Here is a 26,665-nt window from a genome sequence, read left to right on the forward strand (position 1 = left end):
GGGAATCCGCGGCGCGCCATCCGCGAATTTGGCCTGGTACTCCGACGGTGTCACCCCGACCAACTGCCGGAACTTACTGCTGAACGACCCGAGACTGCTGTACCCGACCAGCATGCAGACCTCGGTCACGGTGAGGTTGGTGGCCCGCAGATAGTCCTGTGCCCGCTCGATCCGCCGCTCCGCCAGATACGCCGCGGGCGTCACGCCGTATACGGCCGCGAACGCGCGCAGGAAGTGATACTTCGAAACCCCTGCGGCGGCGGCCAATTCGTCCAGATTCAACGGCTCGGCATAATTGCGGTCCGCGAGATCCCGCGCCCGCCGCAGATGCGGAAGGAGGTAGAGCGCGGGTAATCCGGTCATCTCAGGTGAAGGGTGCGAGTTCGTCGAAGCGATAGGACGCCCGGCCCGCGGCCCGCCAGGCCCTGGCCGTGAGATCCAGATCCTCGTCGGTGACCAGGTTGCCCATCACCCGAACCGCGGTGCGCTGCAGATATTTCGACCGCATCACCGGCGGCCCGCCCATCGGCACCATCCTGGGGTGGGTCGCCAGACCGGCGATCCGCCGCGCCACCGAGAACGTCCGACCGTAGCGGGTACGCAAAAGTTCCGGCCACACCGTCGTGAGATCCGGTTCGTCCAGCAGCTCGGCGAGCATGTGCCCGCCCTCCAGTCCGTAATCGATGCCCTCGCCGTTGAGCGGATTCACACAGCCCGCGGCATCGCCGATCAGCACCCAATTGCGCCCCGCGACATTCGACACCGCCCCGCCCATCGGCAGCAGTGCGGACGCGACCGCCCGCAGCGAACCCTCGAACTGCCACTCCTCGCGGCGCAACGAGGTGTAGTGCTCCAGCAGCGGTTTCAGCGCGATATGCGAGGGCCGCCGCTCGGTGGCCAGCGAGCCGACGCCGATGTTCACCTCGCCATTGCCCAGCGGGAACACCCAGCCGTAGCCGGGCACCAAGTCGCCGTCGGCATTGCGCAGCTCCAGATGCGAAGTGATCCACTGGTCGTCGCTGCGCGCGGATTCGATGTAGGCACGCGCCGCGGTGCCATAGGCGTACTGCCGATGCCAGGTTCGGCCGAGCAGTTTGCCGATCGGGGAGCGGACACCGTCGGCTACGACGAGCGTCCCGCATCCGATCGATCGGGTGCCCTCCGCCGTCTTCACCGTCACACCGGTGACGCGGACACCCTCGCGGATGACATCGATCACTTTCGTGCCATCCAGCATCCTGGCCCCGGACTTCACAGCTGTCTCACGCAGCTTGTCGTCGAGTTCGGTTCGGGGAACGGCACTTCCATACGTTGGGAAGGAACCGCCCGGCCACGGCAGCAGCGCCTCGCGACCGAAACCCGTCAGCCGCAGGCCGTGGTTCACGGTGTGCGCGCGCAGCCAGTCGCCGAGCCCGAGGTGCTCCAATTCGGCGGTCGCACGCGGGGTGAGTCCATCGCCGCAGGTCTTGTCACGTGGGAAGACGGCGGAATCGATGAGCAGGACATCGCGACCGGCCCGCGCGGCCCAGGCGGCGGCGGCCGATCCGGCCGGCCCGGCACCGACCACGAGCACGTCGGTCTGTGTGGGAATCGCGCTCTGCGTCTCCCCGTCCCCGTCGGCGGGGGTGACATCCGGTGAACCCATGCGCTCAATACTCGCAGGAGCATTCGGTTCGTGTCGATGGAGCCTGCCCGTGGCGCAGACCATGCGATCGATGAGGTCGGTAAACGATATGGAAAAGTGTCTGATACACCGCATAGTGACGGTGTTCATGGGCCGCGCGGCGGGGACACGCTAGGTTCTCTACCGTGGGGTCGGACGCATCGCTGGGAGAAGAGATGAGCACATCGGCTGTGAGTGATGAGAGCACGGTGGTGGCCGGAGTCGATCTCGGTGATACCGAGCTCGCGGAGACGGTGCGCAATGGCCTCATCGATGTCGAAAAACTCCTGATCGATGAGCTGTCCGACGGCGAGCTGTTCCTACAGGAGGCGGCGCTGCATCTGGCCAAGGCCGGGGGCAAGCGATTCCGCCCGCTGTTCACCATCCTCACCGGCCAGCTCGGTCCGCGCCCCACCGATCCTGCGCTGATCACGGCGGGCACCGTGGTCGAACTGGTGCACCTGGCGACCCTCTACCACGACGACGTGATGGACGAGGCCCCGATGCGCCGCGGCGCACCGAGCGTGAATTCGCGCTGGGGCAACAGCATCGCCATCCTGGCCGGCGACTATCTCTTCGCGCACGCGTCCCGGCTCACCTCGACTTTGGGCCCCGATGCCGTGCGGATCATCGCCGAAACCTTCGCCGAACTGGTCACCGGCCAGATGCGGGAAACCATGGGCGCCCGCGAATCCCAGGATCCGGTCGAGCATTACCTGCGCGTGGTCTGGGAGAAGACCGGCTCGCTGATCGCCGCCGCCGGACGCTTCGGCGGCACCTTCTCCGGTGCCGATGCCGAACACGTCGAGCGGCTGGCCCGGCTCGGCGATGCGGTCGGCACCGCCTTCCAGATCTCCGACGACATCATCGACATCTCCTCGGCCGCCGAACAATCCGGTAAAACGCCGGGCACCGACCTGCGCGAGGGCGTGCACACCCTGCCGGTGCTGTACGCGCTGCGCGACGAGGGCGCCGATGGCGACCGCCTGCGCAAACTGCTGGCCCACCCGCTGCAGACCGACGACGAGGTCGAGGAGGCGCTGTCCCTGCTCGCCCACTCCCGCGGCATGGTGCTGGCCAAGGAGAAGCTGCAGAGCTATGCCGACATCGCGCACGCCGAACTTTCCGCGCTGCCGTCGGGCCCGGCCAACGACGCACTCGAGCGCCTGGTCCGCTACACCATCGAACGCGTCGGCTGATGGTTCGCACCGGCGCGCCGGACTGGATCACATCCGGAACTTTGCCCCCGATCTCTATCGTTGATCTGCCGTAGGACACTCGACGGACGGGGGAGTGGGCAAGGAGACGTATGCACGGGCACGGGTATGCGAATGGGCTGAAGACGTTCGGGCTCATGGTCGGCCTCTCGGCCTTGATCGTGTTCGCCGGGGCGATGTTCCGCAGCCCGATGATTCTGTTCCTGGCGGTCCTGCTCGCCGTAGGCATGAATGCCTACGCCTATTTCTACAGCGACAAGATCGCGCTCAAGGCCATGCACGCGCAGCCGGTCAGTGAGCTGGAGGCCCCGGTCATCTATCGCATCGTGCGCGAGCTCGCGACCACGGCGCGTCAGCCTATGCCGCGGCTCTATATCAGCCCGACCAACGCCCCCAACGCCTTCGCGACCGGACGCAATCCGCGCCACGCCGCGGTCTGCTGTACCAGCGGCATTCTGCAGATCCTCGACGAGCGCGAACTACGCGCGGTACTCGGCCATGAGCTATCGCACGTCTACAACCGCGACATCCTGATCTCCTCGATCGCGGGCGCACTCGCCGCGGTCATCTCCGGCCTGGCCAACCTGGCCTTCTTCGCCTCGATGTTCGGCGGCAACCGCAATGGCGAGGGCCCCAATATCCTCGGCGTGATCCTGGTGGCACTGCTCGGCCCGATCGCCGCGACCCTGGTCAAATTGGCGGTCTCCCGCTCCCGCGAATATCAAGCCGACCAATCCGGCGCCGAGCTGACCGGCGACCCGCTCGCCCTGGCCTCGGCGCTGCGCAAGCTGGAGCGTGGCGTACAGGCCGCCCCGCTGCCCCCTGAGCCGCAGCTGACTGCCCAGTCGCACTTGATGATCGCCAACCCGTTCCGGGCCGGTGAGCGTGCAGCACGCCTGTTCTCCACCCACCCCCCGATGGCCGAGCGCATCGCCCGGCTCGAGGAAATGGCGGGCGGGCCCCGCAACTACTGATCGGCGGACCCGGCGCGCTCAATCGTGTTCGGTCGCGAGTTCCTGTTCGTACGCCCGTAGCGTGTCGACGAACATCCGCCGCTGCTCGGCATTCAACGGCTCGAGCACCTTCCGCCAGGCCCGCGTACTGCCACCGAGCCAGGCATTGACCGACTTCTCGTGCGCCGCCGCGATGGCGACGATGGTCCGACGGCGATCCGCCGCATCCGAGCGGCGTTCCAGCACCTCCTGACGGCTCAGATCGCCCACCATCAGACTGACGGTCGTCGGCGCGACTTCCAGCCGTGCGGCCAGCTCGTTCACCGTCATCGGCCCCTCGAACACCAGATTCGCCAGCAGTGACAGATGCCGCGGAGCAAGCGAAAACGATTGCAGCTCTTCGGGAACGCGCATCTTCTTGGCCCGCCCCACCACCCGCGGCATGAGCAGCAGCAGACTCCGAATGCCCTCGTCCACCCCGATGCCACGCGCGCCCGTCGACATCCCGCACACCTCCAAATAAACTTTGCTTACAAAGTATTTTTGCTTGCAAAGCAAAATCTGATCTCTCCGGCAAGGCTAGTGCCAGCGGTCGCCGGTCCGCCCGGCGATCCGGGAGGACGAAGGATATGACAGATGCGCAGCCGACTTCGGCGGTGTCTTTCCGGCGCTGGTCCGCCAGCATCCCGAATTGGCTCCGGTGGTCGAGCGGTTGCGGCGAGAGCACGGTGTGGTCGCCGCGGCACTCGCCGAATTGCACCAGTTGCTGAACAGTGCCGACGCGGCCCGGGAGCGCACCGAATTCGACCGTCTCGCCAATGAATTGGAAACCCATTTCAGACACGAAGAGGATGAACTCGTCGCAACCCTGAATGCGACCGACCCAGCCGCACTTCGGCAGCGGTAAATGCCCGCGGAAATGAGAAACCCCCGCCGATCATGATGATCGGCGGGGGTTTTCGGTGGCAGGTGTAGGATTCGAACCTACGTAGGCTTTCACCGACAGATTTACAGTCTGCTCCCATTGGCCGCTCGGGCAACCTGCCGTCGCGCTTCTCGACGCGCAGAGCAGCTTACAACGAACCCGCACCCTGAATGCAAACCGGCTGGCCATCGGCCATGCGACGGGACTACGGTCGCGCTCCGGGGTAGAACTGACGGTGACCGGATCATCTGGTCGCCGGCGACTGCTTGCAGGTCGCTCGAAAGGGTCAGCTGGGACCCGTTGGACCGCCAGGACAGGAGCGAAGTGTGGCCGATTCGTCTTTCGATGTTGTCAGCAAGGTCGACCGTCAGGAGGTCGACAACGCGCTGCATCAGGCGGAGAAGGAGCTGAACACCCGCTACGACTTCCGTGGCACCGGCGCGAGTATCGAATGGTCCGGTGAGGACAAGATCGTGCTCAGTGCCGAGGCCGAAGAGCGGGTCAAGGCGGCGCTCGACGTATTCAAGGAAAAGCTGATTCGCCGCGATATCTCGCTCAAGGCCTTCGATGCCGGCGAGCCCGCGGCCTCCGGCAAGACCTACAAAATCACCGGCACACTGGTGCAGGGCATCGACGCCGAGCATGCGAAGAAAATTTCCAAGAAGATCCGTGACGAGGGGCCCAAGGGCGTCAAGGCGCAGATCCAGGGTGACGAACTCCGCGTCTCCAGTAAGAAGCGCGACGATCTGCAGGCGGTGATCGCATTGTTGAAGGGTGAGGACTTCGGCATCGCGCTGCAGTTCGTCAATTATCGGTAGGCGTCGTGGCTGATCTTTTCGAGCGACCTGCGAGCAGTCGCTGGCAGGCCGTCGCGAGTGGCCGCAAAAGCCGCTCTGACCACCCGGTTTGGAGGTGCGACCGGTGAGTGTGTAACCTCGTTCAAGACTTCGCCGCGCCGGAGTCCTGAACGTTGGTCACGGTGCGGAGCTAGTCATGCCCCCTTAGCTCAGTCGGCAGAGCGTTTCCATGGTAAGGAAAAGGTCAACGGTTCGATTCCGTTAGGGGGCTCGCCGGATTGCCGGTGGTGACCGACTCGGCATCTCCAAGGTTGGGCGCGGCATCACCGAGCAATGCGACCCCGTGGCGGTGTAGCTCAGTCGGTAGAGCAAACGACTCATAATCGTTGTGTCGCCGGTTCAAGTCCGGCCATCGCTACCAAAGACCGATCAGACCATCTGGTTGACCCGAAAGAAGGAATATCGTGGCCGCGAAGTCCACCGATGTCCGGCCAAAGATCACCTTGGCCTGCGAGCAGTGCAAGCACCGCAACTACATCACCAAGAAGAACCGGCGCAACGACCCGGATCGGCTGGAGCTGAAGAAGTTCTGCCCGAACTGTGGTACCCACCGGGCGCACCGCGAATCCCGCTAGTCCACCACGCGTGCCGCTGCCGCGTTGATTGGCTGCCGGGTTCGTCCCGGATTCTCGGGTCGTGACACTTGCGAGGGCCGGACATATGTCCGGCCCTGACGTGTTTTCCGACTCGAGTGCGGTGGGCGTTGCGAGCGAAGCGAGTAACCGATCGACACAGCCGCCAAGCGGGCACGACGGAGCCGAGCGCTAGCGAGGCGCAGTCCCGTTGCGAGCGAAGCGAGTAACTGATCGACACAGCCGCCAAGCGGGCACGACGGAGCCGAGCGCTAGCGAGGCGCAGTCGTGAACGCTCCGTCGACTCCGGGGCTCGGGGTCAGATAGGTACAGTCCTCCCGTGACAATCAACACCGGTACAGACGAAGCGGTCGCAGCGGACGAAGAACTCGACCCCGCGGCGCACGCCGCGGCGATGGTCGGTCATCACTACCGCGTCGACGACTACTACGAGGTCGGCCGCGAGAAGGTGCGTGAATACGCCCGCGCTGTGCAGGATTACCACCCGGTGCACTGGGATGAGGACGCCGCGCAGGAGTACGGCTACGACAGCCTGCTCGCCCCGGTCACCTTCATCTCCCTGGTCGGAATTCTGGCCCAGCGCAAACTCTTCGAGCAGATCGTTACGGGCTACGACCTGAGCCAGATCATGCAGACCGATCAGATCCTGGAATTCCACCGGCCGATCAAGGTCGGCGACCAGCTGGTCTGCGATGTCTACCTGCACTCGTTCCGGCAGGCCTTCGGCGGCGACATCATCGTCACCAAGAACATCGTCACCGCGCAGGACGAGGTGGTGCTCACCACCTACACCACGCTGATCGGGCGCAGCGGCGGCGATATCGATCCGAACCTGCAGGGCGCGGTCCGCAATGTGCTCATGCACGGCATCGACAAGGACGCGCCGAGTCACCATCCGCGCACCGGGGCCGCCGCCGATGCACCCGCGGCGCCCGCGCCCGTGGTGCCCGCGATCGTGCCGAGCAAGCACGCGATCAACTTCGAGGACGTCGCTGTCGGCGCCGAGCTGCCCCCGCGCACCGTCCGGCTGACCCGCGGCGATCTGGTGAACTACGCGGGCGTCTCCGGCGACGCGAATCCGATCCACTGGAGTGACGAGGTCGTCAAGCTGGTCGGCCTGGACAATGTGGTCGCGCACGGCATGCTCACCATGGGCCTCGGCGGCGGTTTCGTCAGCTCCTGGCTCGGCGATCCAGGCGCGGTCAAGGAGTACAACGTCCGCTTCACCAGCCCGGTCTACGTGGGCTCCGAGGAGCCTGCGGAGGTCGAGTTCACGGGTAAGGTGAAGTCGGTGGATCCGGAGACCCGGACTGCGGTCGTCGCCATCGTGGCGAAGTCGGCGGGCAAGAAGATCTTCGGACGCGCCACCGCGACGGTCCAACTGGCCTGACCTGGTCGAGCGACCCTGATTGGCATATGCCGCAGGCGGTAACGTACACTCAGATTTCTGGGGTCACCAGCCGCTGCGCGCTGCTCTGCAAGGGCTGGTTCCAGGTGAGTCCGCAAGGATTCGCCGACGGGGCCGGCAACTGCCGGAGTGGCGCGCGTGTTGTGTGACACCAGATGGAAGAACGACAACTGAACACAGAACAGTGGTTGGACAGCTGGATCGTCCAACCGAAGGGGCGTAGCTCAACTGGCAGAGCAGCGGTCTCCAAAACCGCAGGTTGCAGGTTCAAGTCCTGTCGCCCCTGCCCTGGATGCCAGCGACGAAAGGATCGACGTGAGCGAGCGTAGCGAGCGAGCCATTGGCACAGCGCGCATCGCGCACGGCGGCGCCGAGCGTAGCGAGGCGACGGCGTGAGCGACGAGCGGGATAATCGCCACGGCGCGCATGCCGAGGACGACGACACCGCCGCGGTGGCTCGGCCGAGCGGTAAGCGGTCCGCGCGGCGCAGTCGCAATGCCGATTCGGGCTCGGTCGCCACGATCGATCGGCCCACATCGGGCAAGGCAGCCAAGAAGACCGATCGGGCCGAACGCAAGAAGACGGGTAACCCGTTCAAGCGTTTGATCAAGTTCCTGCGCGAAGTAGTCGCGGAACTGCGCAAGGTGATCTGGCCCAACCGGAAGCAGATGGTCACCTATACGAGCGTTGTTCTGGTGTTCGTGATCTTCATGGTCGCGTTCATCAGCGGGTTGGATCTGGCGTTCATCAAGGGTGTCAACTGGCTGTTCGGCTAGCTGATCGCCGCCGACGCCGGTAGCCGACCCCGAGTCGGCGCGTTACAGCGCGCCAGGCCCGGTACGCAAAGGATGTACGTGACGACACAGGAAGCGAGTGCCCCAGTGAGCACCCCGGAGAACGACACAACCGACGAGTTCCCGGTCGACGAAGCGGTGCAGACCGTCGAGGAGTCCGCGGGCGTCGAGGAAGCTGTTGTCGACGAATCCGACGCCGCTGACGCCGAAGTTGTCGAGGCCGCTCCTGTCGATGCCGAACCCGCCGATCCGGTTGCCGAGATGAAGGCCGCGCTGCGACGCGCCCCCGGCGATTGGTACGTAATCCACTCGTACGCCGGTTACGAGAACAAGGTGAAGGCCAACCTCGAGACCCGCGTGCAGAACCTGGACCTCGAGGATTACATCTTCCAGGTCGAGGTGCCGACCGAAGAGGTCACCGAGATCAAGAACGGTCAGCGCAAGCACGTCAACCGCAAGGTGCTGCCCGGTTACATCCTGGTCCGGATGGAACTCAACGACGAGTCGTGGGGCGCGGTGCGCAACACCCCCGGTGTGACCGGTTTCGTCGGCGCCACCTCGCGGCCGTCACCGCTTTCCATCGACGACGTGGTGAAGTTCCTGGTCCCGGCCGCGCAGCAGCAGAAGAAGCCCGCTGCCGAGGCCGCCGCCGCGGCTTCGACCGCCACGGATATCGCGCCCAAGCCGGTCATCGAGGTCGACTTCGAGGTCGGCGAGTCGGTGACTGTGATGGACGGCCCGTTCGCGACGTTGCCCGCCAGCATTTCCGAGGTCAATGCCGAGCAGCAGAAGCTCAAGGTGCTCGTGTCGATCTTCGGTCGCGAGACTCCGGTCGAGCTGGCGTTCACCCAGGTCGCGAAGATCTAGGACCCCCGAATCTTGCAAAGAGCAAGGACACAAAAACCCTAGGAAAGAAAGATGCCCCCCAAGAAGAAGAAGCTCGCCGGGATCATCAAGCTTCAGATCCAGGCCGGCCAGGCGAACCCGGCCCCTCCGGTCGGCCCCGCGCTCGGTCAGCACGGCGTCAACATCATGGAGTTCTGCAAGGCGTACAACGCCGCGACCGAGTCGCAGCGTGGCAACGTCATTCCGGTCGAGATCTCGGTGTACGAGGACCGGACCTTCGACTTCAAACTGAAGACCCCGCCCGCCGCCAAGCTGCTGCTCAAGGCCGCCGGTGTGCAGAAGGGCTCGGCCGAGCCGCACAAGACCAAGGTCGCGAAGGTCACCATGGACCAGGTCCGGGAGATCGCCAAGACCAAGCAGGAAGATCTGAACGCCAAGGACATCGACCAGGCGGCCAAGATCATCGCGGGTACCGCGCGTTCGATGGGTATCACCGTCGAGGCGTGAGTTCGCACTCGCAATTCCGGTGGGAGGGTCGGCCAGACCCGATAACCACTTCTGAACCACATTAAGGACAGAAAATCATGGCAAAACGAAGCAAGGCGTATCTCGCCGCGGCCGAGAAGGTCGATCGCACTCAGCTCTACTCCCCGCTGGCCGCCGCGCGGCTGGCGAAGGAGACCGCAACCACCAAGACCGACGCGACCGTCGAGGTCGCCGTTCGTCTCGGTGTGGATCCCCGCAAGGCCGACCAGATGGTCCGCGGCACGGTCAACCTGCCGCACGGCACCGGTAAGACCGCCCGCGTCATCGTGTTCGCGGCCGGTGAGAAGGCCGCCGAGGCCGAGTCCGCCGGTGCGGACGCCGTCGGCGCCGAGGATCTGATCGAGCGGATCCAGGGCGGCTGGCTGGACTTCGACGCCGCGATCGCCACCCCGGACCAGATGGCCAAGGTCGGCCGGATCGCGCGTGTCCTCGGCCCGCGCGGCCTGATGCCGAACCCGAAGACGGGCACGGTCACCAACGATGTGACCAAGGCCGTCAACGACATCAAGGGCGGCAAGATCAACTTCCGCGTCGACAAGCAGGCCAACCTGCACTTCGTCATCGGCAAGGCGTCCTTCGACGATGCCAAGCTGGTGGAGAACTACGGCGCCGCGCTGGACGAGATCCTGCGTGCCAAGCCGTCGACCGCCAAGGGCCGCTACGTCAAGAAGGTGACGGTCTCGACGAACACCGGACCGGGCATCCCGGTGGACCCGAACCGCACCCGCAACCTCCTCGACGAGGATGCGTAAGTAGCACCCCCAGCACACAAGGGCGGGAACGCGAATCGCGTTCCCGCCCTTTTGTTTTGTCGCCGGACTAATTCGCGTGCGGCGATCGTTGCCACTGAGGTGACCGCTGTTCTGCTCATCTCCGGAAGTACGCGCAGTGCTTCGACGAATACCGCCGCATTGCGCACCGTTGCGGCGATCGCGCCGGAGGGGGTCGAAACCTTCTGGTACGACGGCCTATCCGAACTCCCCGCCTTCAGCCCGGATGACGACGGGACCGGACATCCCTCGGTTGTCGCACTGCACGAACATATGTCGCGCGCCGATGCGGTCCTGCTCTGCACCCCGGAGTACGCGGGCACGCTGCCCGGCAGTTTCAAGAACCTGCTCGATTGGACCGTCGGCGCCGCGGACCTCTACGAAAAGCCGACCGCCTTCATCAATGTCGCCGCGCAGGGGCGTGGCGAAGGTGCGGCCACGACCCTGACAACGGTGCTCGGCTATGTCGGCGCGATCGTGGATCCGGCGATCTGCGCTCGCCTTCCCGTCGCACGCGACGCTGTCGACGCGGACGGCCTGGTCACCACCCCAGAATTCCGAACGGGAGCACTGGCAGCCCTCGACCTTCTGGTCCGGCAGGCCGCGCGCGTCTGACTCGTCGCCGCGACGGTCAATCCGACTTGCGCCAGCCCAACAGGACGGACTCGCTCTGTTGGGCACCCCATGGCAGGAAGATGGCGACGATGACGGCGCACACCACCACCGCACCTGCCGCGACCAGTGATGCCGCATGCGAACCCTGCAGTGCCGCGGTTTTCATTGCGACGATGAGGTTTTCGCGCTGGCTTTCGAAGAACGGCGCCAGTGGGCGCTTGCGCATTTCGAGCACGCTGAGCGGACTGGCCTTCACCAGGCTCTTCTCGTTCTCGCTCATCAGCCCTTTCGGCACCGCATCGATGCGCGCGGCGATGCGAGTCGTGTAGTACGAGGCCACAATCGAGCCGAGCACCGCGACGCCGAGGGTGCCGCCGATCTCGCGGGTGGTGTCGTTGACCGCCGACCCTGCGCCCGCTTCGTCCAGTGGCAGTGCCGACATGATCGATTCGGTGGCCGGTCCCTGCACGATGGCCAGGCCGAGCGCCATCGAAACCATGGACGGCAGTACACCGATGACATAACTGCTGTCCACCGTGACCTGCCCGCCGAGATACAGCCCGGCCCCGGTGAGCAACAACCCGAATACGATCACCGGCGTGGTGCCGATTCGGGTCGCCATGAGCGTCGCGATCGGTGCGCCGATCGCCACGGAGAACGCGAACGGCAGCGAGGCGATACCGAATTCGAGCGGCGTGTACTCCCGCACCCCTTGGAAGTACTGGGTAATAAGGAACAGGAATCCGAACATCGAGAAGTAGCCGACCGCAATCGCCAAGGCGGGCATGGAGAATCGGCGATTGCGGAACAGCCGCATATCGAGAATCGGTGCGCCGGTGCGCAATTCCCACGTGATGAACGCCGCGAGCAGTGCGATGCCGAGTGCGCCGACGCCGAGTGTGGTCGTGGAAAGCCAGCCGTAGCGCGGCGCTTCGATAATTGCCCACACCAGTGCGGTGATGCCGATGACCGACAATCCGATACCCGGCAGATCGAGCCGCCCCACCTGGGCGGATCGCGATTCGGGCACCCAGATCAGGGTGGCCGCCAGGGCGATCAGCGCCACCGGCACATTGATCCAGAAGACCGAATGCCACGAAAAGTGTTCCAGCAGCCAGCCTCCCGAGATCGGGCCGATCGCGATGGCGAAGCCGGCCATGGCCGTCCAGGCGGCGATGGCCAGTGCGCGCTCGCGCTTATCGGTGAAGATATTGATGATCAGCGCCAGCGTCGCGGGGAAGACGGCCGCGGCGAAGACTCCCATCGCGGCGCGGGCGGCGATGACACTGCCCATGGAGTCCGACAGCGCCCCGCCGATCGACATGACGGCCACGCCGACCAGGCCGATCATCATGACGCGGCGGCGTCCGTAGCGGTCGCCGAGGTTGCCGAAGGCAAGCAATAGTCCGGCGAAGGTCAGGGTGTACGCATCGACGACCCATTGCAGGCCGCTGACGCCGGTGGCCAATTCCACTCCGATGGAGGGGAGGGCCACGTTCACGATGGTGTTGTCGAGGACGACCAGCAGCTCTGCCAGACAGACGACGGCAAGAGCGATGAAGCGCCTGGTGCGTCGTTCCAACAGCACCGGTGGATCGACTATGGGGGTTGCCATAGTTCGGTAGTCAAACAGTAACTGTCACTCTTGGTGACACATTATTGTCGCGACATCCGACACATATTGGGCCGAATTGTGAGCTGTGCCACAACGATTCGGGTGCGGAAGGGTTCCGTTCGTAGCCGTTTTGGCAGATGGGGGCGGGTTAGGCTACTCTGGACCGAAGTAATCGACGAGTTCGATGACTACCCAATCCGTTCTACCGAAGACCGTTGGTCGCTGCGCCCATTCGGGCGTGGTCGAAGGTCCGGCATCGAGCCGGCGGCCCACGCAGGGAGGACCGAGGCTGGGATTCGATCTGGGCAAGCCCGGGTCGATCACCTATTGCGCCCCGGAACGCTCTGCGTTCGGGGCGTTTGCTTTTCGCTGGCCCCTGGTACTCGGCAGTTCGAATACGAACCGACATCCAGAGAGGAGGCGAAGTATGGCAAAACCCGAGAAGGTCACCGCGGTCGAGGAGATCACGGAGCAGTTCAAGAGCTCGTCGGCCACCGTCATCACGGAATACCGTGGTCTGTCGGTCGGTAAGCTCACCGATCTGCGTCGCGCGCTCGGCGAAGGCGCTACCTACTCCGTCGCCAAGAACACCCTGGTCAAGCGGGCGGCTGCGGAAGCGGGCGTCGTTGGCCTGGACGACTTGTTCGTCGGACCGACCGCCATCGCCTTCATCAAGGGCGAGCCGGTCGACGCAGCGAAGGCCATCAAGACCTTCGCCAAGGAGAACAAGGCGCTCATCATCAAGGGCGGGTACATGGACGGCGCCGCGCTGTCCGTTGCCGAGGTCGAGAAGATCGCCGACCTGGAGTCCCGCGAGGTGCTGCTGGCCAAGCTGGCCGGCGCGATGAAGGGCAACCTGGCGAAGGCTGCCGGTCTGTTCAACGCTCCCGCTTCGCAGGTGGCCCGCCTGGCCGCCGCGCTGCAGGAGAAGAAGCAGGCCGAAGAAGGCGGAGCTGCCGCCGAGTAACACCCCGTGCGGGTGGATCGCGTGCGCTTCGCCCACATAGACAACCAACTACCGAAAGGAAACAACAATGGCCAACGTTGACGAACTGCTCGAGACCTTCGGCAACATGACCCTGCTCGAGCTGTCGGACTTCGTCAAGAAGTTCGAGGAGAAGTTCGAGGTCACCGCGGCTGCTCCGGTCGCCGTCGCCGCCGTCGGTGGCGCTGCCGCTCCGGCCGAGGCCGCCGAGGAGCAGGACGAGTTCGACGTCATCCTCGAGGGTGCCGGCGACAAGAAGATCCAGGTCATCAAGGTGGTCCGTGAGATCGTCTCGGGCCTGGGCCTGAAGGAAGCCAAGGACCTCGTCGAGAGCGCCCCGAAGCCGATCCTGGAGAAGGTCGCCAAGGACGCCGCCGAGGCTGCCAAGGCGAAGCTGGAAGAGGCCGGCGCCAAGGTCTCCGTGAAGTAATTCGCGAGTAACTCGCCGAACGGGCGGTCCCCATCGGGGGCCGCCCGTTTGCGTTGTCATGACGCGTGCGACGGTAATGCGAATATTGCGAGTGATTCGGGGTTACTCTTCGGTCAGGTAAGGGTGTGCCGCGTCATGCTCATGGGTTACAGTGACCGCACCCACTGTGATGCGACACACCGTGATACCGAATAGCGCGGTTCGCCGGTGGGTGGCTCGCTGAGAATTTGTGGAGGTTGGCGTGGGCGTCGAGGTCAGGACCGAGGGTGTTACCAAGTCCTTCGGTTCACAGCGAATTTGGCAGGACGTCTCTCTGACGCTGCCCTCGGGTGAGGTCAGCGCGCTGCTCGGCCCCTCGGGTACCGGTAAATCCGTCTTTCTGAAGTCGCTGATCGGTCTGCTGCGTCCGGAGCGCGGTTCGATCTTCATCGACGGCACCGATATCACTACCTGCTCCAATAAGGAGCTCTACGAAATCCGCAAGCTGTTCGGTGTGCTGTTCCAGGACGGCGCGTTGTTCGGGTCGATGAATCTGTTCGACAATGTCGCGTTCCCGTTGCGTGAGCATACGAAGAAGTCCGAATCGGACATCAAGAAGATCGTGATGGAGAAGCTCGAGCTGACCGGTCTGCTCGGTGCCGAGGGCAAGCTGCCCGGTGAGATCTCCGGTGGTATGCGCAAGCGTGCCGGTCTGGCTCGCGCGCTGGTGCTGGATCCGCAGATCATCCTCGTCGACGAGCCCGACTCCGGTCTGGACCCGGTGCGTACCTCGTATCTGTCGCAGCTGTTGATCGATATCAACGCGCAGATCGACGCGACAATCCTGATCGTGACCCACAACATCAACCTGGCGCGCACCGTGCCCGACAACATCGGGATGCTGTTCCGTCGCTCGCTGGTGATGTTCGGTCCGCGTGAGGTGTTGCTGACCTCGGAAGAGCCGGTGGTCAAGCAATTCCTCAACGGTCGCATGATCGGTCCGATCGGTATGTCGGAGGAAAAGGACGAGGCGCAGATGGCCCGCGAGCAGGCCCTCGTCGACGCCGGGCACCATCACGGTGGCGCCGAAGAGGTCGAGGGCATCATCCCGCAGATGCGGGCCACTCCGGGCATGCCGGTGCGTCAGGCGGTGCTGCGCCGTCAGGCGCGCGTCCGCGAAATCATGCACACCCTGCCGCATGCGGCCCAGGCGGCTATCCGTGAGTCACTTGAGCAGAACGACGACACGCAGGTGATGGCGTACCAGAACAGCGAGCTGGGCGGATACGAGGGTGGGTCATTCGACACTACCGTGCGCCACAACACAACTAACGGGTAACATCTGCGATCGTGAATTCCACCCTGGCGCGATTGCGGACTCCAATGGAGTCGGGGTTTGGCCAGGCCGGCAACATCTTTGCGCTGTTCATCGACGTTATGCGCAAGACGTTCAAACGGCCTTTCCAGTTGCGCGAATTCATCGAGCAGTCGTGGTTCATCGCGAGTGTCTCGATCTTGCCGAGCGCACTGGTTGCCATCCCGTTCGGTGCGGTTGTCGCGCTGCAGACCGGCTCTCTGATCAAACAACTAGGCGCCGAATCGTTTACCGGCGCAACCAGCGTCCTGGCTACTGTCCAGCAGGCCGCCCCCGTTGTCACCGCGTTGATCATCGCGGGCGCGGCCGGATCGGCGGTAGCCGCCGATCTCGGCTCGCGCACCATCCGTGAGGAGATCGACGCACTCGAGGTGCTCGGCGTCGATCCGGTGCAGAAGCTCGTGGTGCCGCGCGTACTCGGCATGATGCTGGTCGCGCTGCTGCTCAACGGTCTGGTATCGGTGGTCGGCATCGCCGGCGGCTATTTCTTCAATGTCGGGTTGCAGGGCGGTACGCCCGGCGCCTACCTCGCTTCGTTCTCCGCGCTGGCCCAACTGCCGGACCTGTGGATCGGCGAGATCAAGGCCTTGGTATTCGGTCTGATCGCAGGCGTGATCGCCGCGTACAAGGGGTTGCATCCCAAAGGGGGCCCGAAAGGAGTCGGAGACGCGGTGAACCAATCCGTGGTTATCACCTTCATGGTTCTGTTCTTCGTGAACTTGATCCTGACACTGGTGTATTTGCAGGTCGTCCCCGCCAAGGGCGCCTGACCCGTGGCCACCTCGTACCGTCCCCCGGTCCTGGCGAAATCCGCCCGCCGGGTCCGTGAGATCGCGCGCATGCCGGTGAATGTCGTCGATCGCGCCGGCGATCAGATGTCGTTCTATTCCAAGGCCATCGCCTGGATTCCGCGCACCGCGGTGCACTACCGCAAGGAGGTCATGCGGCTGCTCGCCGAGGTGACCTTCGGCAGTGGTGCGCTGGCTGTCATCGGCGGCACCATCGGTGTCATCGTGTTCATGTCCGGCTCGGTCGGCGTCGTCGTCGGCCTGCAGGGCTTCAAGGCGTTGGATTCGCTCGGCAGCTCGGTGCTGACCGGCTTCCTCACCGCGTACATCAACACCCGCGAGATCGCGCCGCTGGTCGCGGCGCTCGCGCTATCGGCGACGGTGGGTTGTGGTTTCACCGCCCAGCTGGGCGCGATGCGGATCTCCGAGGAGATCGATGCGCTCGAGGTGATGGCGGTGCCGGGTGTGCCGTTCCTGGTCACCACCCGGGTGATCGCGGGCTTCCTCGCGGTCATCCCGCTCTACATCGTGGGCCTGCTGGGCACATTCCTGGCGTCGCGAATGATCAGCATCTGGTTCAACGGACAATCCAGTGGTTCCTACGACCACTATTTCAGTTTGTTCCTGCCACCAGAAGACGTCTTGTATTCATTCGTCAAAGTATTGGTCTTCGCATTCGTAATCATCATGGTGCATTGCTATTACGGCTTCAATGCCACCGGCGGACCGGCCGGTGTCGGCGTTGCGGTGGGTCGCGCGGTGCGCGCGGCGATCGTGCTCGTGAATGTGCTCGATTTCTTCCTGAGCCTCGCAATCTGGGGAACTACTACGACAGTGCGGGTTGCCGGATGAGCACGCGGATCATCGAAATGGGAGCGGCAGTGAGGTGCCGTCATGAGTAATCGCGTGCAGATGTGGCGCGCGACCGAGAAATTGCGCGTCCGGCTGCTCGGTATCGCATTCTTCGTGGTCTGCGCACTATTCCTGGTCACCACGGTCGCGATCTACAACAAGGCGTTCGTCGATACCGTCCGGGTCGAACTGATCACCGACAGCGTGGGAAATGCGTTGACCCGCAATGCCGATGTGAAGGTGCGTGGCGTCAATGTCGGCGAGGTCAGGTCCAGCCGGTCCGAGGGCGGCAAGGTGACCCTCGACCTCGCGATCGATCCCGGTAAGGCCGAGCAGATTCCGGTCAATGCGACGGCCCGGCTGCTGCCGAAGACGCTGTTCGGCGAGCGGTATGTGGATCTGGTCATCCCCGAAGAGCCGAGTAAGCAGCACCTGACCGAGGGCGTGACCCTGCATCAGGACACCAGCGGCAATGCCATCGAGATCAGCAAGCTGCTCGACGATGTGCTGCCACTGCTGCAGGCGATTCCGCCGCAGGATCTCGCCTCGACGCTCGGCGCACTGTCCCAAGCGCTTTCGGGTCAGGGGCTGGCGCTCGGTGAGACGGTGGAGAAGTTGGATCACATCTTCCGTGAGGTCAACGGGGTCATGCCGGATCTCAAGCAGGATCTGGTGAGCTTCGCCGATGTGGCCGCCACCTACTCCGATGCGCTGCCGCAGTTGGTCGACGCATTCGACAACCTGCGCACCACCAACGCGACCATCGTGCAGCGTCGTCCGCAGATCGACACCCTGCTGGCCACGCTGAATCCGACCGCGGCCACCACCGCGGACTTCCTGATCGCCAACCGCGACAACATCATCGATGTGGCCGCCGACTCGCGGCCCGCGCTGGAACAGCTGGCGACCTACTCGCCGACCTACACCTGCGCAATAGCGAACTTCGCCAAGATGAAGCCGCGCATCGACCAGCTCATGGGCATGGGCACCAAGCGGCCCGGCTCGCGAGTCACCATCGAGCTGACCAACACCCGCGGAAAGTACCTGCCCAACCAGGACGAGCCGCGCTGGCTGGACACCCGCGGGCCTTGGTGCCTGCCGGAATACCCGGTCTTCACCGATCCGGGTCAATACACGGGCGGACCGATCAACGATGGTTCCTACCAGGTGCCGAGCCGCAATCCGGGTGACCAGGACAGCGGCAAGCTACCGGTGCCGCAGTTCGGCATGTACCCGGCCGCGAATGTGCCGACCACGGCCGGTTCGCCCGCCGAACAGCAGACCCTCGGCACGATCTACGGTGCGGCGAACGGTGTTTCGCCCGACCAGGTGCCCAGCTGGGTCACCAGGATCGGTGCACCCGCATTCCGTGGCAGCGAGGTGAGCGTGCGATGAAGGAAGCGATGCGCGGCCTCGGCGGGCCGCTGACCAAACTCGTCATCTTCGTTGTCGTCACGCTGTTGGCGACGACGATCCTCGGGCTCTCGATCGCCAACTACACCGGCGGCGGCACCGCGTTCAAGGCGCGCTTCTCCGATGTCACCTCGCTCAATAAAGGTGACGAGGTACGCATCGCCGGTGTCCGGGTCGGCAAGGTCACCAGCGTCAAGATCGTGGACAAGCGCCAGGCCGAGGTCGGATTCGAACTGACCGACCGCGATTGGCTGCCCGCGTCCACGACGGCGACCATCAAGTACCGCAACCTGGTCGGCCAGCGCTATATCGCGCTGGAGCAGGGCACGGGCGAACAAGGCCGCAAACTCAACAAGGGTGCGACCATCGGGCTCGAGCACACCAGGCCCGCGCTGAACCTGACCACACTGTTCAACGGCTTCCGTCCACTGTTCCAGACACTGACCGCCGATGACGTGAACAAGCTGTCCTACGAGATCATCCAGGTCTTCCAGGGGGAGCAGGGCACCATCCACGATCTGGTGGCGACCACCGCGAACCTGACCAACAAGATCGCCGACAAGGACGCGGTCATCGGTGATCTGGTGCGCAACCTGACGGCCGTACTCAACGCGGTCAACGAACGCGAGGGCCAGTTCGATCAGCTGATCGTCAATACCGAGGCACTGGTCAGCGGACTGGCCGCCGAACGCGACACCATCGGTAGCTCGGTCACCTCGCTCGCCAATCTGGCCTCGGCCACCGCCGATCTGCTGGTGCCGACCCGCCCGACGCTGCAGGGTTCGATCGCCGGGCTCAGCCAGCTCACCGGCACTCTCGACGAGCGCAAGGACGAAGTGAATACGGCGCTGACGAATCTGCCGATCAAGATGGAGAAGCTCGGCCGCGCAGGCAGTTACGGCTCCTGGTTCCAGTTCTATCTGTGCGGTATCGACATCGTGGTCGGACCGGGCGCGGTGGATGCGCCGCAGCTCAACCTCCCCGCCGGGCTGCCGACGGTCAACCAGCCGCTCTACACCAATGCCGCGCCGCGCTGCCAGGGGAAGGGTGGTCACTGATGGACGACCGGATCCTGCTCGGCAAGCGCAGCCCCGCGTTCCTGGGTGTGCTCGGCCTGGCCATGGTGCTGCTCGTGACGATCTCCGCGTTCTTCCTGGACAAGTTGCCGATCATCGGAGCTGGTACCAAGTACACCGCGCAGTTCTCCGAGGCCGCGGGCCTCAAGAAGGGCAATGAGGTTCGCATCGCCGGTGTGAAGGTCGGTGCGGTATCGGATGTCCGGCTCGACGGCAACAAGGTGCTCGTCGACTTCCGCACCCAGGACGCGTGGGTCGGCAACGAGACCACTGCCTCCATCCAGATCAAGACCGTGCTCGGCCAGAAGTACTTGGCGCTGGATCCGAAGGGCTCCGAGCCCGCCGATCCGAGCAAGGTGATTCCGTTGTCGCGCACGGTATCTCCGTACGACGTGGTGGATGCGTTCAGCGATGCGGCCAGAAATATCGATCAGATCGACACCGCGCAGCTGGCCACCAGCATGCGGGTGCTCTCGGAGGCGTTCGAGACCACACCGCCGGAGATCCGCAATTCCATCGATGGTGTCGCCCGGCTCTCGGAAACCCTCGGCAAGCGCGATGAGGAACTCAAGAAGCTGTTCGCGGCTGCTAGGCAGACCACCGGTGTGCTCGCCGATCGCAATCAGCAGTTGGAGCGTCTGCTGGCCAACGGCGGACAGTTGCTGGCCGAGTTGAATATTCGCCAGCAGTCCATCGCACAGCTGCTCACCGGAGCCAAGACGGTGTCGGCCGAACTGAGCGCGCTGGTCGCCGATAACGAGAAGCAGATAGGTCCGGCATTGACCAATCTCAGGGCCTCCATCGACCTGCTGAACGAGAACCAACAGAACATTTCCAAGACGCTGGAACTCGCGGCGCCGTTCTACGGCCTCTACGCGAATGTGCTCGGTACCGGTCGCTGGTTCGACGCGGTGATCGTGAACCTGCTTCCGCCCGGTCTGCCGGAGATTCCGGGCGACCGGCCGCCGGTGCGCACCATGGGAGGTAACTGACATGGGGGTGAACTGGCCTCGTAAGGAGCCGCTCACCGCGCTGCGGACCTCGCGTCGCGGCACCAAGGCGACCATCGTGATCGGTGTGATCGCGGCGCTGGTCCTGGCCGGTGCCCTCTGGTGGGTCTTCGACCGGATGACCACGACCAAGATCACCGCGTACTTCGACCGCTCCGTCGGCATCTACGAGGGTTCTGATGTGCGCGTCCTCGGTGTGCCGGTGGGCAAAGTGGATTCCGTCGAGCCGCAAGGCGAGCAGGTCAAGGTGGTGCTGAGCGTCGACCGCAGCATCGACGTGCCCGCCGATGCCAAGGCCGCGCAGATCACGCCGTCGATCGTGTCCGACCGCTACATCCAGCTGACCCCGGCCTACACCGGGGGGCCGAAAATGCCGCGCAACGCGACCATTCCGCGCGATCGCACGGTCACCCCGGTCGAGGTCGATCAGCTGTACAAGAGCATCACCGAACTCTCGGATGCATTGGGCCCCAACGGCGCCAACGCCCAGGGCGCGGTGAACCAACTGGTGCGCACCTCGGCCGCGAATCTGACGGGCAACGGAGAGGCGTTGGCCAACAGCATCACTCAGCTCTCGCGCGCGGCGCGGTACCTCAGTGATGCCCGCGGCGATATCTTCGACACCGTCAAGAACCTGCAGACCTTCGTCACCATGCTGGCCCAGAACGACCAGCAGGTGCGGCAATTCAATGCCCAGCTCGCGGATCTGTCGACCTTCCTCGCGGGGGAGCGTCACGATCTCGGTGCGGCGCTGAACCTGCTTTCGGTCGCACTCGGCGATGTCGCTCGATTCATCGACGAGAACCGGGATCTGGTCCAGCAGAATGCCCAGGGCCTGACCACGCTCACCGCGACGCTGGCCAAGCAGCGCGACGATCTGGCCGCGGCACTGCCGGTGCTGCCGCTGGCGCTGAGCAACCTGATCAATATCCATAATGCCGAATCCGGCACCCTCGATATGCGCGCCAACTTCACCGATCTGCAGGATCCGTTCGGTGCGGTGTGCAAGATGCTGGATCTGAGCAAGTTGATGCCGGGCGATCCGAAGTTCGAAGCGCTCGGCAAGCAGATGCGCCCGATCCTGGATCACTGCAAGGAGATCACCGATCAGATCACCGCCGGTGTGAAGACACCGACGCTGATCCTGCCGTTCGGCATCCTCAGCAATGAGAACGAGCAGCGCGCCCCGGTGCCCGGCACGGTTCCGGGTACCCCGTCCGATCAACTTCCGCCCTCGCAGGGAGGTGGCCAGCGATGAACAAGCGAATCCGTTCCGTGGCCAGCGCGGTGCTGGTGGTGGGCATGAGCACGGTCCTGGTGACCTCGTGCTCGTCTGAGGGTATCTACGCGGTGCCGCTGCCCGGTGGTGCCGATGTCGGCGACCATCCGATGACCCTCGATATCCGGTTCGACGATGTGCTCGATCTGGTGCCGCAGTCCGCGATCAAGGTCGAGGGTGTGGCGGTCGGCCGTGTCGAGAAAATCGCCCTTGCTCCGGACGGCTGGACGGCCAGCGTGCGCGCGCTGGTGAACTCCTCGGTCGACCTGCCCGCCAATGCGCGGGCCGAGGTGCGGCAGTCGAATCTGCTCGGCGAGAAGTTCATCGAACTGTCCAAGCCGGCCGAGGAACCCGACAGCAAGAAGCTCGCCAATGGTTCGGTCATCCCGGCCGACCACACCAGGCACGCGACCGAGATCGAGCAAGTGCTCGGTGCGCTGTCGTTGCTGCTCAACGGTGGCGGCGTCGCGCAGCTGCAGCCCATCGTCACGGAGCTGAACAAGACCCTCGGCGGTCGCGAGGAGCGCGTGCGCTCGCTGCTGGATCAGGCCAATACCCTGATCGGTGGGCTGAACGAGCAGGTCGACGACATCACAAGGGCCATCGACGGACTCGCCACGCTGAGCGGTCGGGTGAGCACCCAGACCGATCAGATCAGCAAGATCATCGATGAGCTGCCGAGGGGCATCAAGATCCTGGACGAACAACGGCCACAACTGATTTCGCTGTTGCAGCAGCTGGATCGGGTGGGTCAGGCCGGTTTCGACGTGTTGAACCACTCGAAGGACGACCTGATCAAGGATCTGACCTCACTGCGCCCGACACTGCAGGAACTCGGCAAGGCCGCACCGGATCTGGTCACCGCGCTGCCGCTGATACCGACCTATCCATTCCCGGACTCGACGCTGGAGGGCACCTTCGGTGGTCAGGTGAATACCTGGCTCTCGGTGGATCAGCAGATCGGCGTCACGCTCAGCAACCTCGGTGTCGGCAAGGGAGATCCGGTGTACATCCCGCCGCCTTACGGCCCCGAGGTGCCGGTGAATCCGACCAACCCGTATTACGGCGGCAATGGTCCGCGCCCGGGTTGGCCGACGGTATCGCTGCTGCCGCTGCCACCCAATATTCCGCGTTACCCCGCTGGCCTGCCGCAGCTGCCCGCCAATCCGCTCGGGGCGATTCTCGACCAGATCGGAGGTGGTCAGCGATGACCCGTCTGGTGCGCTACCAGCTGGTCGCGTTCGCCGTGATCGCGGTGCTCGGTGTGGTTTTCGTCGGCGCCAAATACGTTCGGCTCGATCACATGCTCGGCATCGGCGAGTACAACGTGAAGGTCGACGCCAAGCAGACCGGCGGCATCTACAAGGGCGCCGAGGTGACCTACCGCGGCGTCCCGGTCGGCCGGGTCGGCAGTCTCGAACTCACCGACACGGGTGTCGCGATCAACTTGGTGCTCGATTCGAGTGCGCCGAAGGTTCCGGAGTCGGCCAAGGCGGTGATCGCCAACCGTTCGGCCATCGGTGAGCAGTACCTCGATCTGCAGCCCGATTCCGATAAGGGCCCGTATCTGCGCGACGGTTCGGTCATCACTTCGGCGACGACTCCGATTTCGGTCGAGCAGCTGGTCCAGAGCGTGGACACCTTCACTCGCTCGGTGGATCTGACCGCGCTCAACACCACCGTCACCGAACTCGGCAAGGCCTTCGACGGCAAGGGCGACGACCTCAAGGTCTTCGTCGATTCGCTGAACAAGTTCACCGCCACGTTCAACGACAGCCTGCCGCAGACGATCCAGTTGATCCGCGACGGCCGGATCGCACTCGGCACCCAGGCCGAGCAGTCGGGCTACATCCGGCAGTTCAGCCAGGGCCTCGACCTGCTCACCGCTCAACTGCGCTCGAGCGATCCGGATATCCGGCGGCTCATCGGCACCGGCACCGATGCCGGCCAGCAGATCACCGCGCTGCTGAACGAGAGCGGCGGCGCGCTCACCGAGGATCTGACCAACCTGCGTCAGCTGCTGCTGACCATCTCGCCGAAGTTCTACGCGCTGCGTCCGCTGCTGCAGATGCTGCCGGGGCTGTCCATCGGCGCGTCCTCCACCGCGCCCGGCGACGGCACCAGCCACTTCGGCTTGGTGCTCGAGGTGAACAACCCGCCCGCGTGCACCCAGGGCTACGAGGGCACCAAGGCGATCCTCGACCAGATGAAGCGGGAGAATCCGGACTTCGACGACACCCGCGACGACTTCCCGTTCAACAAGGACGCGAAATGCACTGTGCCGTTCGGCAATCCGACCGCTGTGCGCGGCGGAATGCGCGCCGATCTGGCGGATCCGAGCATTGTGCAGCCCTGGGATGCCAATCCCAAGACCGATCCCGAGAAGCTGAATCTGAACCCGATCGCCGTGCAGATGGCCACCCTGTTGGGGGTCACGCCCAAGCGGTGAACAGGAACTACGCGGCTACGCCGCAGTAACAATAGTTAGGGTGTCTGGCCGTGAGTGAGCGAAGCGAACGAACCAAGAACACTGCGCCCATGATGGGCACGACCGTGCCGAGCGCTAGCGAGGTACGGTCGTGAGCATCGACATGTCCAAGGAAACGCCGGTAACCGGCTCCGATTCCACGGAAGCTGATGCCGCAGCGCATGACGCGACGGCATCGGATCCCGTGCGCCCGGCGGTCGCGTCCGCGGACGCACCCCGCGGACGACTCGCGGTCACCCTGGTGGCGGCCGCCGCGCTGGTCGTCGCGTTGATCGCCGCGGTCTGGTTCGGCACCGGCTGGGTGCGCGCGGCCTTCTTCACCGACGGTCCGCGCGTCGAGGCGCGCGATACCGCGCTGGCCGATGCCAGGCAGGCCGCGATCAACCTGATGTCGCTGGATCCCAATGATGTCGACGGTTCGATCAAGCTGATCCAGTCGTCGATGACCGGATCGCTGCTCGACGACGCCACCAAGACCCAGGAGCAGTTCCGCGAGCAGGCCACGCAGGCCAAGACCAGGCTGGAGTCCAAGGTCGTCGGGTCCTCGCTGACCGCGCTGAACTCCGAGCGCGACCACGCCTCCGCGCTCATCGTGCTGCAGACCACCAGGACCGTCCCGGATGTCGCGCCGTACTCCTACCGTCAGACCTGGACCCTTGATCTGGTCAAGCAGGGGGAGGTCTGGAAGGCCGAGAAGGCGAGTCCGTTGAGTCAGCCGATCCCGCTGAACCAGCCGTCTGCCGCACAGCCCGGTGCAACGCCCGCGCCCAAGCCCGGATCGTAGGAGAACCCGTCATGGCATCTCGTCGACCAGTCAATCGGGTCACTCCCCGCAGCCGTCCCACCGTGGGCCGCACGGCGGCGAACACCGGTTCCGTCACCGCACGCCGCAGCACCCGCGCGGCCGATGAAGCGGCGACCACGAAGCGCCGGACGAAGGTCGCCGGTAGCGCGGAACCGGCCCGTCCGGCTCCGCAGCCCGCGGAGCCGTCGCGGCCGTGGTCGCAGCGGTTGCGTCCGGGCGCGGGGTGGGGCGTGGTCGCGGCCCTTCTCCTCGTCGCTGTGCTGCTGGGGGCCTTCGCCGTGGTCGCGGCGTTCCGTCCCGGCATAGACGATTCCAACGAGGCCTATGTGGACACCAAGGCCACCGAAGAGGTGACCGCGGCCGCCTCGCACGCGTTGAAGACCATCTACGCCTATGACGTGAACAAGCTCGACGGCTACAAGGATGCGGTGCACGGTGTCGTCACCGGGCAGATGCTCGCCGATTTCGACAAGTACGCCGATACCAATCTCGCCGCCCTGAAACAGGCGCAGACCAGCGCCGATGCTCTCGCCGACCCGATCGGGGTGACCTTGCTCACCCAGGATAGGGCCGAGCTGCTGGTGAACTTCGTCGTCAGCGCGAACAAGAACGGCGTTGCCCAGCAGAGCGCCTCCGGCCCGATCGTGCTGAAAATGCAGAAGGTGGACGGCAAGTGGCTGGCCGCGGCCATCGTCGATCAGTGATTTCGGCGGCATAAGCCCAGCGGGGCAGGGGATCTGGCTGATCACCGGGTCGGGTCCGCCACTTGACGAGTTTCGCCGGACACGTCACGCTATTCACAACAGCGGCAGCTGTCACAGTGGCTTCTCGCGCCCCGTGGCTCCCGACGCAGCCAGCGATTCGGACCCGGAATGCGGCCATAACGGTCACGGCGTGCCGCCACACGGAGGCTTGTTCGGGTGGTACTTTGACACCACCTTGCGTATGGGTGTACGGTTGGACGTTGCGCTGGCTGCCTCCTGTCCATACCTCGATTTGCACACGTAAGTTCCACCTTCCGGTGTTACTTCCGTTGTTGCCTGTTCGGGTTTCGTTCGGGTTGTATCCAGCGGAATTCGTAGCAGACAAGCGACGGTCGCGGACCACCACGCGACGCGCGTGAGGTGCTGGAAGGACGCATCTTGGCAGTCTCCACCCAGACCAAGGCAGTTGCCGGAATCCCCGGAGCCCCGTTGCGGGTGTCTTTCGCGAAGATCCGTGAACCCTTGGAGGTGCCCGGACTTCTCGATCTACAGACCGACTCATTTGCATGGTTGATCGGCTCGCCCTCGTGGCGTGAGAAAGCCGCGGCTCGCGGCGACGGCGGACTAACGGGCGGTCTGGAGGAGGTGCTCGAGGAGCTCTCGCCGATCGAGGACTTCT

General features: G+C 64.6%; 29 protein-coding genes and 4 tRNA genes. 28 read left to right on the forward strand and 5 right to left on the reverse strand.

Annotated elements, in window-relative coordinates; all coding sequences use genetic code 11:
• Both NP3_RS31900 and NP3_RS31905 read right to left on the reverse strand, forming a co-directional pair.
• The coding region (locus tag NP3_RS31900; protein ID WP_063045443.1) for a helix-turn-helix transcriptional regulator at positions 1–363 on the reverse strand (363 nt) is incomplete at its 3' end.
• A 1-nt stretch (position 364) separates the two neighbouring features.
• The gene (locus NP3_RS31905; RefSeq protein WP_063045445.1) at positions 365–1,645 is read right to left on the reverse strand and encodes a geranylgeranyl reductase family protein; all 1,281 of its coding nucleotides are present in this window, start codon (positions 1,643–1,645) and stop codon (positions 365–367) included.
• Positions 1,646–1,839: 194 nt separating this feature from the next.
• On the opposite strand from NP3_RS31905, the gene NP3_RS31910 reads away from it, so the two are divergent.
• Both NP3_RS31910 and htpX read left to right on the forward strand, forming a co-directional pair.
• Positions 1,840–2,862 (forward strand): polyprenyl synthetase family protein, encoded by a 1,023-nt coding sequence (locus NP3_RS31910; RefSeq protein ID WP_040696101.1) that lies wholly within the window; start codon positions 1,840–1,842, stop codon positions 2,860–2,862.
• Positions 2,863–2,972: 110 nt separating this feature from the next.
• Positions 2,973–3,854 (forward strand): zinc metalloprotease HtpX, encoded by an 882-nt coding sequence (gene htpX / locus NP3_RS31915; RefSeq protein WP_063045447.1) that lies wholly within the window; start codon positions 2,973–2,975, stop codon positions 3,852–3,854.
• Between the two features lie 18 nt (positions 3,855–3,872).
• On the opposite strand, the gene NP3_RS31920 is transcribed toward htpX, so the two are convergent.
• Positions 3,873–4,337 carry a MarR family transcriptional regulator gene (locus tag NP3_RS31920; RefSeq protein WP_084509265.1) on the reverse strand — a complete coding sequence of 155 codons (465 nt, stop codon included), beginning with the start codon at positions 4,335–4,337 and terminating at the stop codon, positions 3,873–3,875.
• 166 nt (positions 4,338–4,503) lie between these two features.
• Between NP3_RS31920 and NP3_RS31925 the strand changes: the two genes are divergently transcribed.
• Positions 4,504–4,740 (forward strand): hemerythrin domain-containing protein, encoded by a 237-nt coding sequence (locus NP3_RS31925; protein ID WP_281197646.1) that lies wholly within the window; start codon positions 4,504–4,506, stop codon positions 4,738–4,740.
• A gap of 56 nt (positions 4,741–4,796) precedes the next feature.
• Here NP3_RS31925 and NP3_RS31930 read toward each other — a convergent pair.
• A tRNA-Tyr gene (locus NP3_RS31930) sits at positions 4,797–4,879 on the reverse strand.
• 205 nt (positions 4,880–5,084) lie between these two features.
• Between NP3_RS31930 and NP3_RS31935 the strand changes: the two genes are divergently transcribed.
• The 11 genes from NP3_RS31935 (at position 5,085) to NP3_RS31985 (ending at position 11,187) form a co-directional block, all read left to right on the forward strand.
• On the forward strand, positions 5,085–5,576 hold the full coding sequence (locus tag NP3_RS31935) for a YajQ family cyclic di-GMP-binding protein (RefSeq protein WP_040696024.1): 492 nt from the start codon (positions 5,085–5,087) through the stop codon (positions 5,574–5,576).
• Positions 5,577–5,753: 177 nt separating this feature from the next.
• Positions 5,754–5,826: transfer RNA gene (locus NP3_RS31940), tRNA-Thr, on the forward strand.
• Positions 5,827–5,900: 74 nt separating this feature from the next.
• Positions 5,901–5,976 (forward strand) — tRNA-Met (locus NP3_RS31945).
• Between the two features lie 43 nt (positions 5,977–6,019).
• Complete coding sequence (rpmG, locus tag NP3_RS31950; protein ID WP_011211653.1) at positions 6,020–6,190, forward strand: 50S ribosomal protein L33; 171 nt, start codon at positions 6,020–6,022, stop codon at positions 6,188–6,190.
• Positions 6,191–6,533: 343 nt separating this feature from the next.
• Positions 6,534–7,598: a fused (3R)-hydroxyacyl-ACP dehydratase subunits HadA/HadB gene (locus tag NP3_RS31955; RefSeq protein WP_063045467.1), complete on the forward strand. Its 1,065-nt coding sequence runs from the start codon at positions 6,534–6,536 to the stop codon at positions 7,596–7,598.
• Positions 7,599–7,829: 231 nt separating this feature from the next.
• Positions 7,830–7,902, forward strand: a tRNA-Trp gene (locus NP3_RS31960).
• Positions 7,903–8,008: 106 nt separating this feature from the next.
• Positions 8,009–8,392, forward strand: a complete 384-nt coding sequence (gene secE / locus NP3_RS31965; protein WP_040696019.1) for a preprotein translocase subunit SecE — start codon at positions 8,009–8,011, stop codon at positions 8,390–8,392.
• Positions 8,393–8,497: 105 nt separating this feature from the next.
• Positions 8,498–9,277, forward strand: coding sequence for a transcription termination/antitermination protein NusG (gene nusG / locus NP3_RS31970; protein ID WP_063045469.1), 780 nt, complete (start codon positions 8,498–8,500; stop codon positions 9,275–9,277).
• 51 nt (positions 9,278–9,328) lie between these two features.
• Complete coding sequence (gene rplK, locus NP3_RS31975) at positions 9,329–9,763, forward strand: 50S ribosomal protein L11 (RefSeq protein ID WP_040696015.1); 435 nt, start codon at positions 9,329–9,331, stop codon at positions 9,761–9,763.
• 77 nt (positions 9,764–9,840) lie between these two features.
• Positions 9,841–10,554, forward strand: a complete 714-nt coding sequence (gene rplA, locus NP3_RS31980; RefSeq protein ID WP_063045450.1) for a 50S ribosomal protein L1 — start codon at positions 9,841–9,843, stop codon at positions 10,552–10,554.
• Positions 10,555–10,653: 99 nt separating this feature from the next.
• On the forward strand, positions 10,654–11,187 hold the full coding sequence (locus tag NP3_RS31985; RefSeq protein ID WP_063045452.1) for an NADPH-dependent FMN reductase: 534 nt from the start codon (positions 10,654–10,656) through the stop codon (positions 11,185–11,187).
• Between the two features lie 16 nt (positions 11,188–11,203).
• Here the strand turns inward: NP3_RS31985 and NP3_RS31990 are convergent, their stop codons facing one another.
• Positions 11,204–12,802, reverse strand: coding sequence for an MFS transporter (locus NP3_RS31990; protein WP_063045453.1), 1,599 nt, complete (start codon positions 12,800–12,802; stop codon positions 11,204–11,206).
• Between the two features lie 427 nt (positions 12,803–13,229).
• Between NP3_RS31990 and rplJ the strand changes: the two genes are divergently transcribed.
• The 14 genes from rplJ to NP3_RS32060 all read left to right on the forward strand — a co-directional run.
• Positions 13,230–13,769, forward strand: coding sequence for a 50S ribosomal protein L10 (gene rplJ / locus NP3_RS31995; RefSeq protein WP_040696007.1), 540 nt, complete (start codon positions 13,230–13,232; stop codon positions 13,767–13,769).
• Between the two features lie 67 nt (positions 13,770–13,836).
• The gene (gene rplL, locus NP3_RS32000) at positions 13,837–14,217 is read left to right on the forward strand and encodes a 50S ribosomal protein L7/L12 (RefSeq protein ID WP_040696004.1); all 381 of its coding nucleotides are present in this window, start codon (positions 13,837–13,839) and stop codon (positions 14,215–14,217) included.
• A 241-nt stretch (positions 14,218–14,458) separates the two neighbouring features.
• A complete protein-coding gene (locus tag NP3_RS32005; RefSeq protein WP_174566289.1) occupies positions 14,459–15,535 on the forward strand; it encodes an ABC transporter ATP-binding protein in 1,077 nt (358 codons plus the stop codon).
• Positions 15,536–15,579: 44 nt separating this feature from the next.
• On the forward strand, positions 15,580–16,341 hold the full coding sequence (locus tag NP3_RS32010) for an MlaE family ABC transporter permease (protein ID WP_063045457.1): 762 nt from the start codon (positions 15,580–15,582) through the stop codon (positions 16,339–16,341).
• 69 nt (positions 16,342–16,410) lie between these two features.
• Positions 16,411–17,211 carry an MlaE family ABC transporter permease gene (locus tag NP3_RS32015; RefSeq protein ID WP_063045471.1) on the forward strand — a complete coding sequence of 267 codons (801 nt, stop codon included), beginning with the start codon at positions 16,411–16,413 and terminating at the stop codon, positions 17,209–17,211.
• Between the two features lie 42 nt (positions 17,212–17,253).
• Positions 17,254–18,606: an MCE family protein gene (locus NP3_RS32020; protein ID WP_157124695.1), complete on the forward strand. Its 1,353-nt coding sequence runs from the start codon at positions 17,254–17,256 to the stop codon at positions 18,604–18,606.
• 8 nt (positions 18,607–18,614) lie between these two features.
• On the forward strand, positions 18,615–19,682 hold the full coding sequence (locus NP3_RS32025; protein WP_063045473.1) for an MCE family protein: 1,068 nt from the start codon (positions 18,615–18,617) through the stop codon (positions 19,680–19,682).
• The gene (locus NP3_RS32030) at positions 19,682–20,692 is read left to right on the forward strand and encodes an MCE family protein (RefSeq protein ID WP_063045459.1); all 1,011 of its coding nucleotides are present in this window, start codon (positions 19,682–19,684) and stop codon (positions 20,690–20,692) included. The genes NP3_RS32025 and NP3_RS32030 overlap by 1 nt, the downstream gene beginning before the upstream one ends.
• Position 20,693: 1 nt before the next feature.
• Complete coding sequence (locus tag NP3_RS32035) at positions 20,694–21,968, forward strand: MCE family protein (RefSeq protein ID WP_063045461.1); 1,275 nt, start codon at positions 20,694–20,696, stop codon at positions 21,966–21,968.
• Positions 21,965–23,200, forward strand: a complete 1,236-nt coding sequence (locus NP3_RS32040) for an MCE family protein (RefSeq protein WP_063045462.1) — start codon at positions 21,965–21,967, stop codon at positions 23,198–23,200. The genes NP3_RS32035 and NP3_RS32040 overlap by 4 nt, the downstream gene beginning before the upstream one ends.
• Positions 23,197–24,438 carry an MCE family protein gene (locus NP3_RS32045; protein ID WP_063045464.1) on the forward strand — a complete coding sequence of 414 codons (1,242 nt, stop codon included), beginning with the start codon at positions 23,197–23,199 and terminating at the stop codon, positions 24,436–24,438. Before NP3_RS32040 ends, NP3_RS32045 begins: the two co-directional genes overlap by 4 nt.
• A 130-nt stretch (positions 24,439–24,568) precedes the next feature.
• Complete coding sequence (locus NP3_RS32050) at positions 24,569–25,261, forward strand: Rv1363c family protein (RefSeq protein ID WP_157124696.1); 693 nt, start codon at positions 24,569–24,571, stop codon at positions 25,259–25,261.
• A gap of 11 nt (positions 25,262–25,272) precedes the next feature.
• Positions 25,273–25,986 carry a hypothetical protein gene (locus NP3_RS32055; protein ID WP_084509269.1) on the forward strand — a complete coding sequence of 238 codons (714 nt, stop codon included), beginning with the start codon at positions 25,273–25,275 and terminating at the stop codon, positions 25,984–25,986.
• A gap of 420 nt (positions 25,987–26,406) precedes the next feature.
• Positions 26,407–26,665 (forward strand): hypothetical protein (locus NP3_RS32060; RefSeq protein ID WP_174566290.1); only part of this gene is annotated, 259 nt, incomplete at its 3' end.

It is taken from the genome of Nocardia pseudovaccinii NBRC 100343 (assembly GCF_001613225.1).
Taxonomy (GTDB): Bacteria; Actinomycetota; Actinomycetes; order Mycobacteriales; family Mycobacteriaceae; genus Nocardia; species Nocardia pseudovaccinii.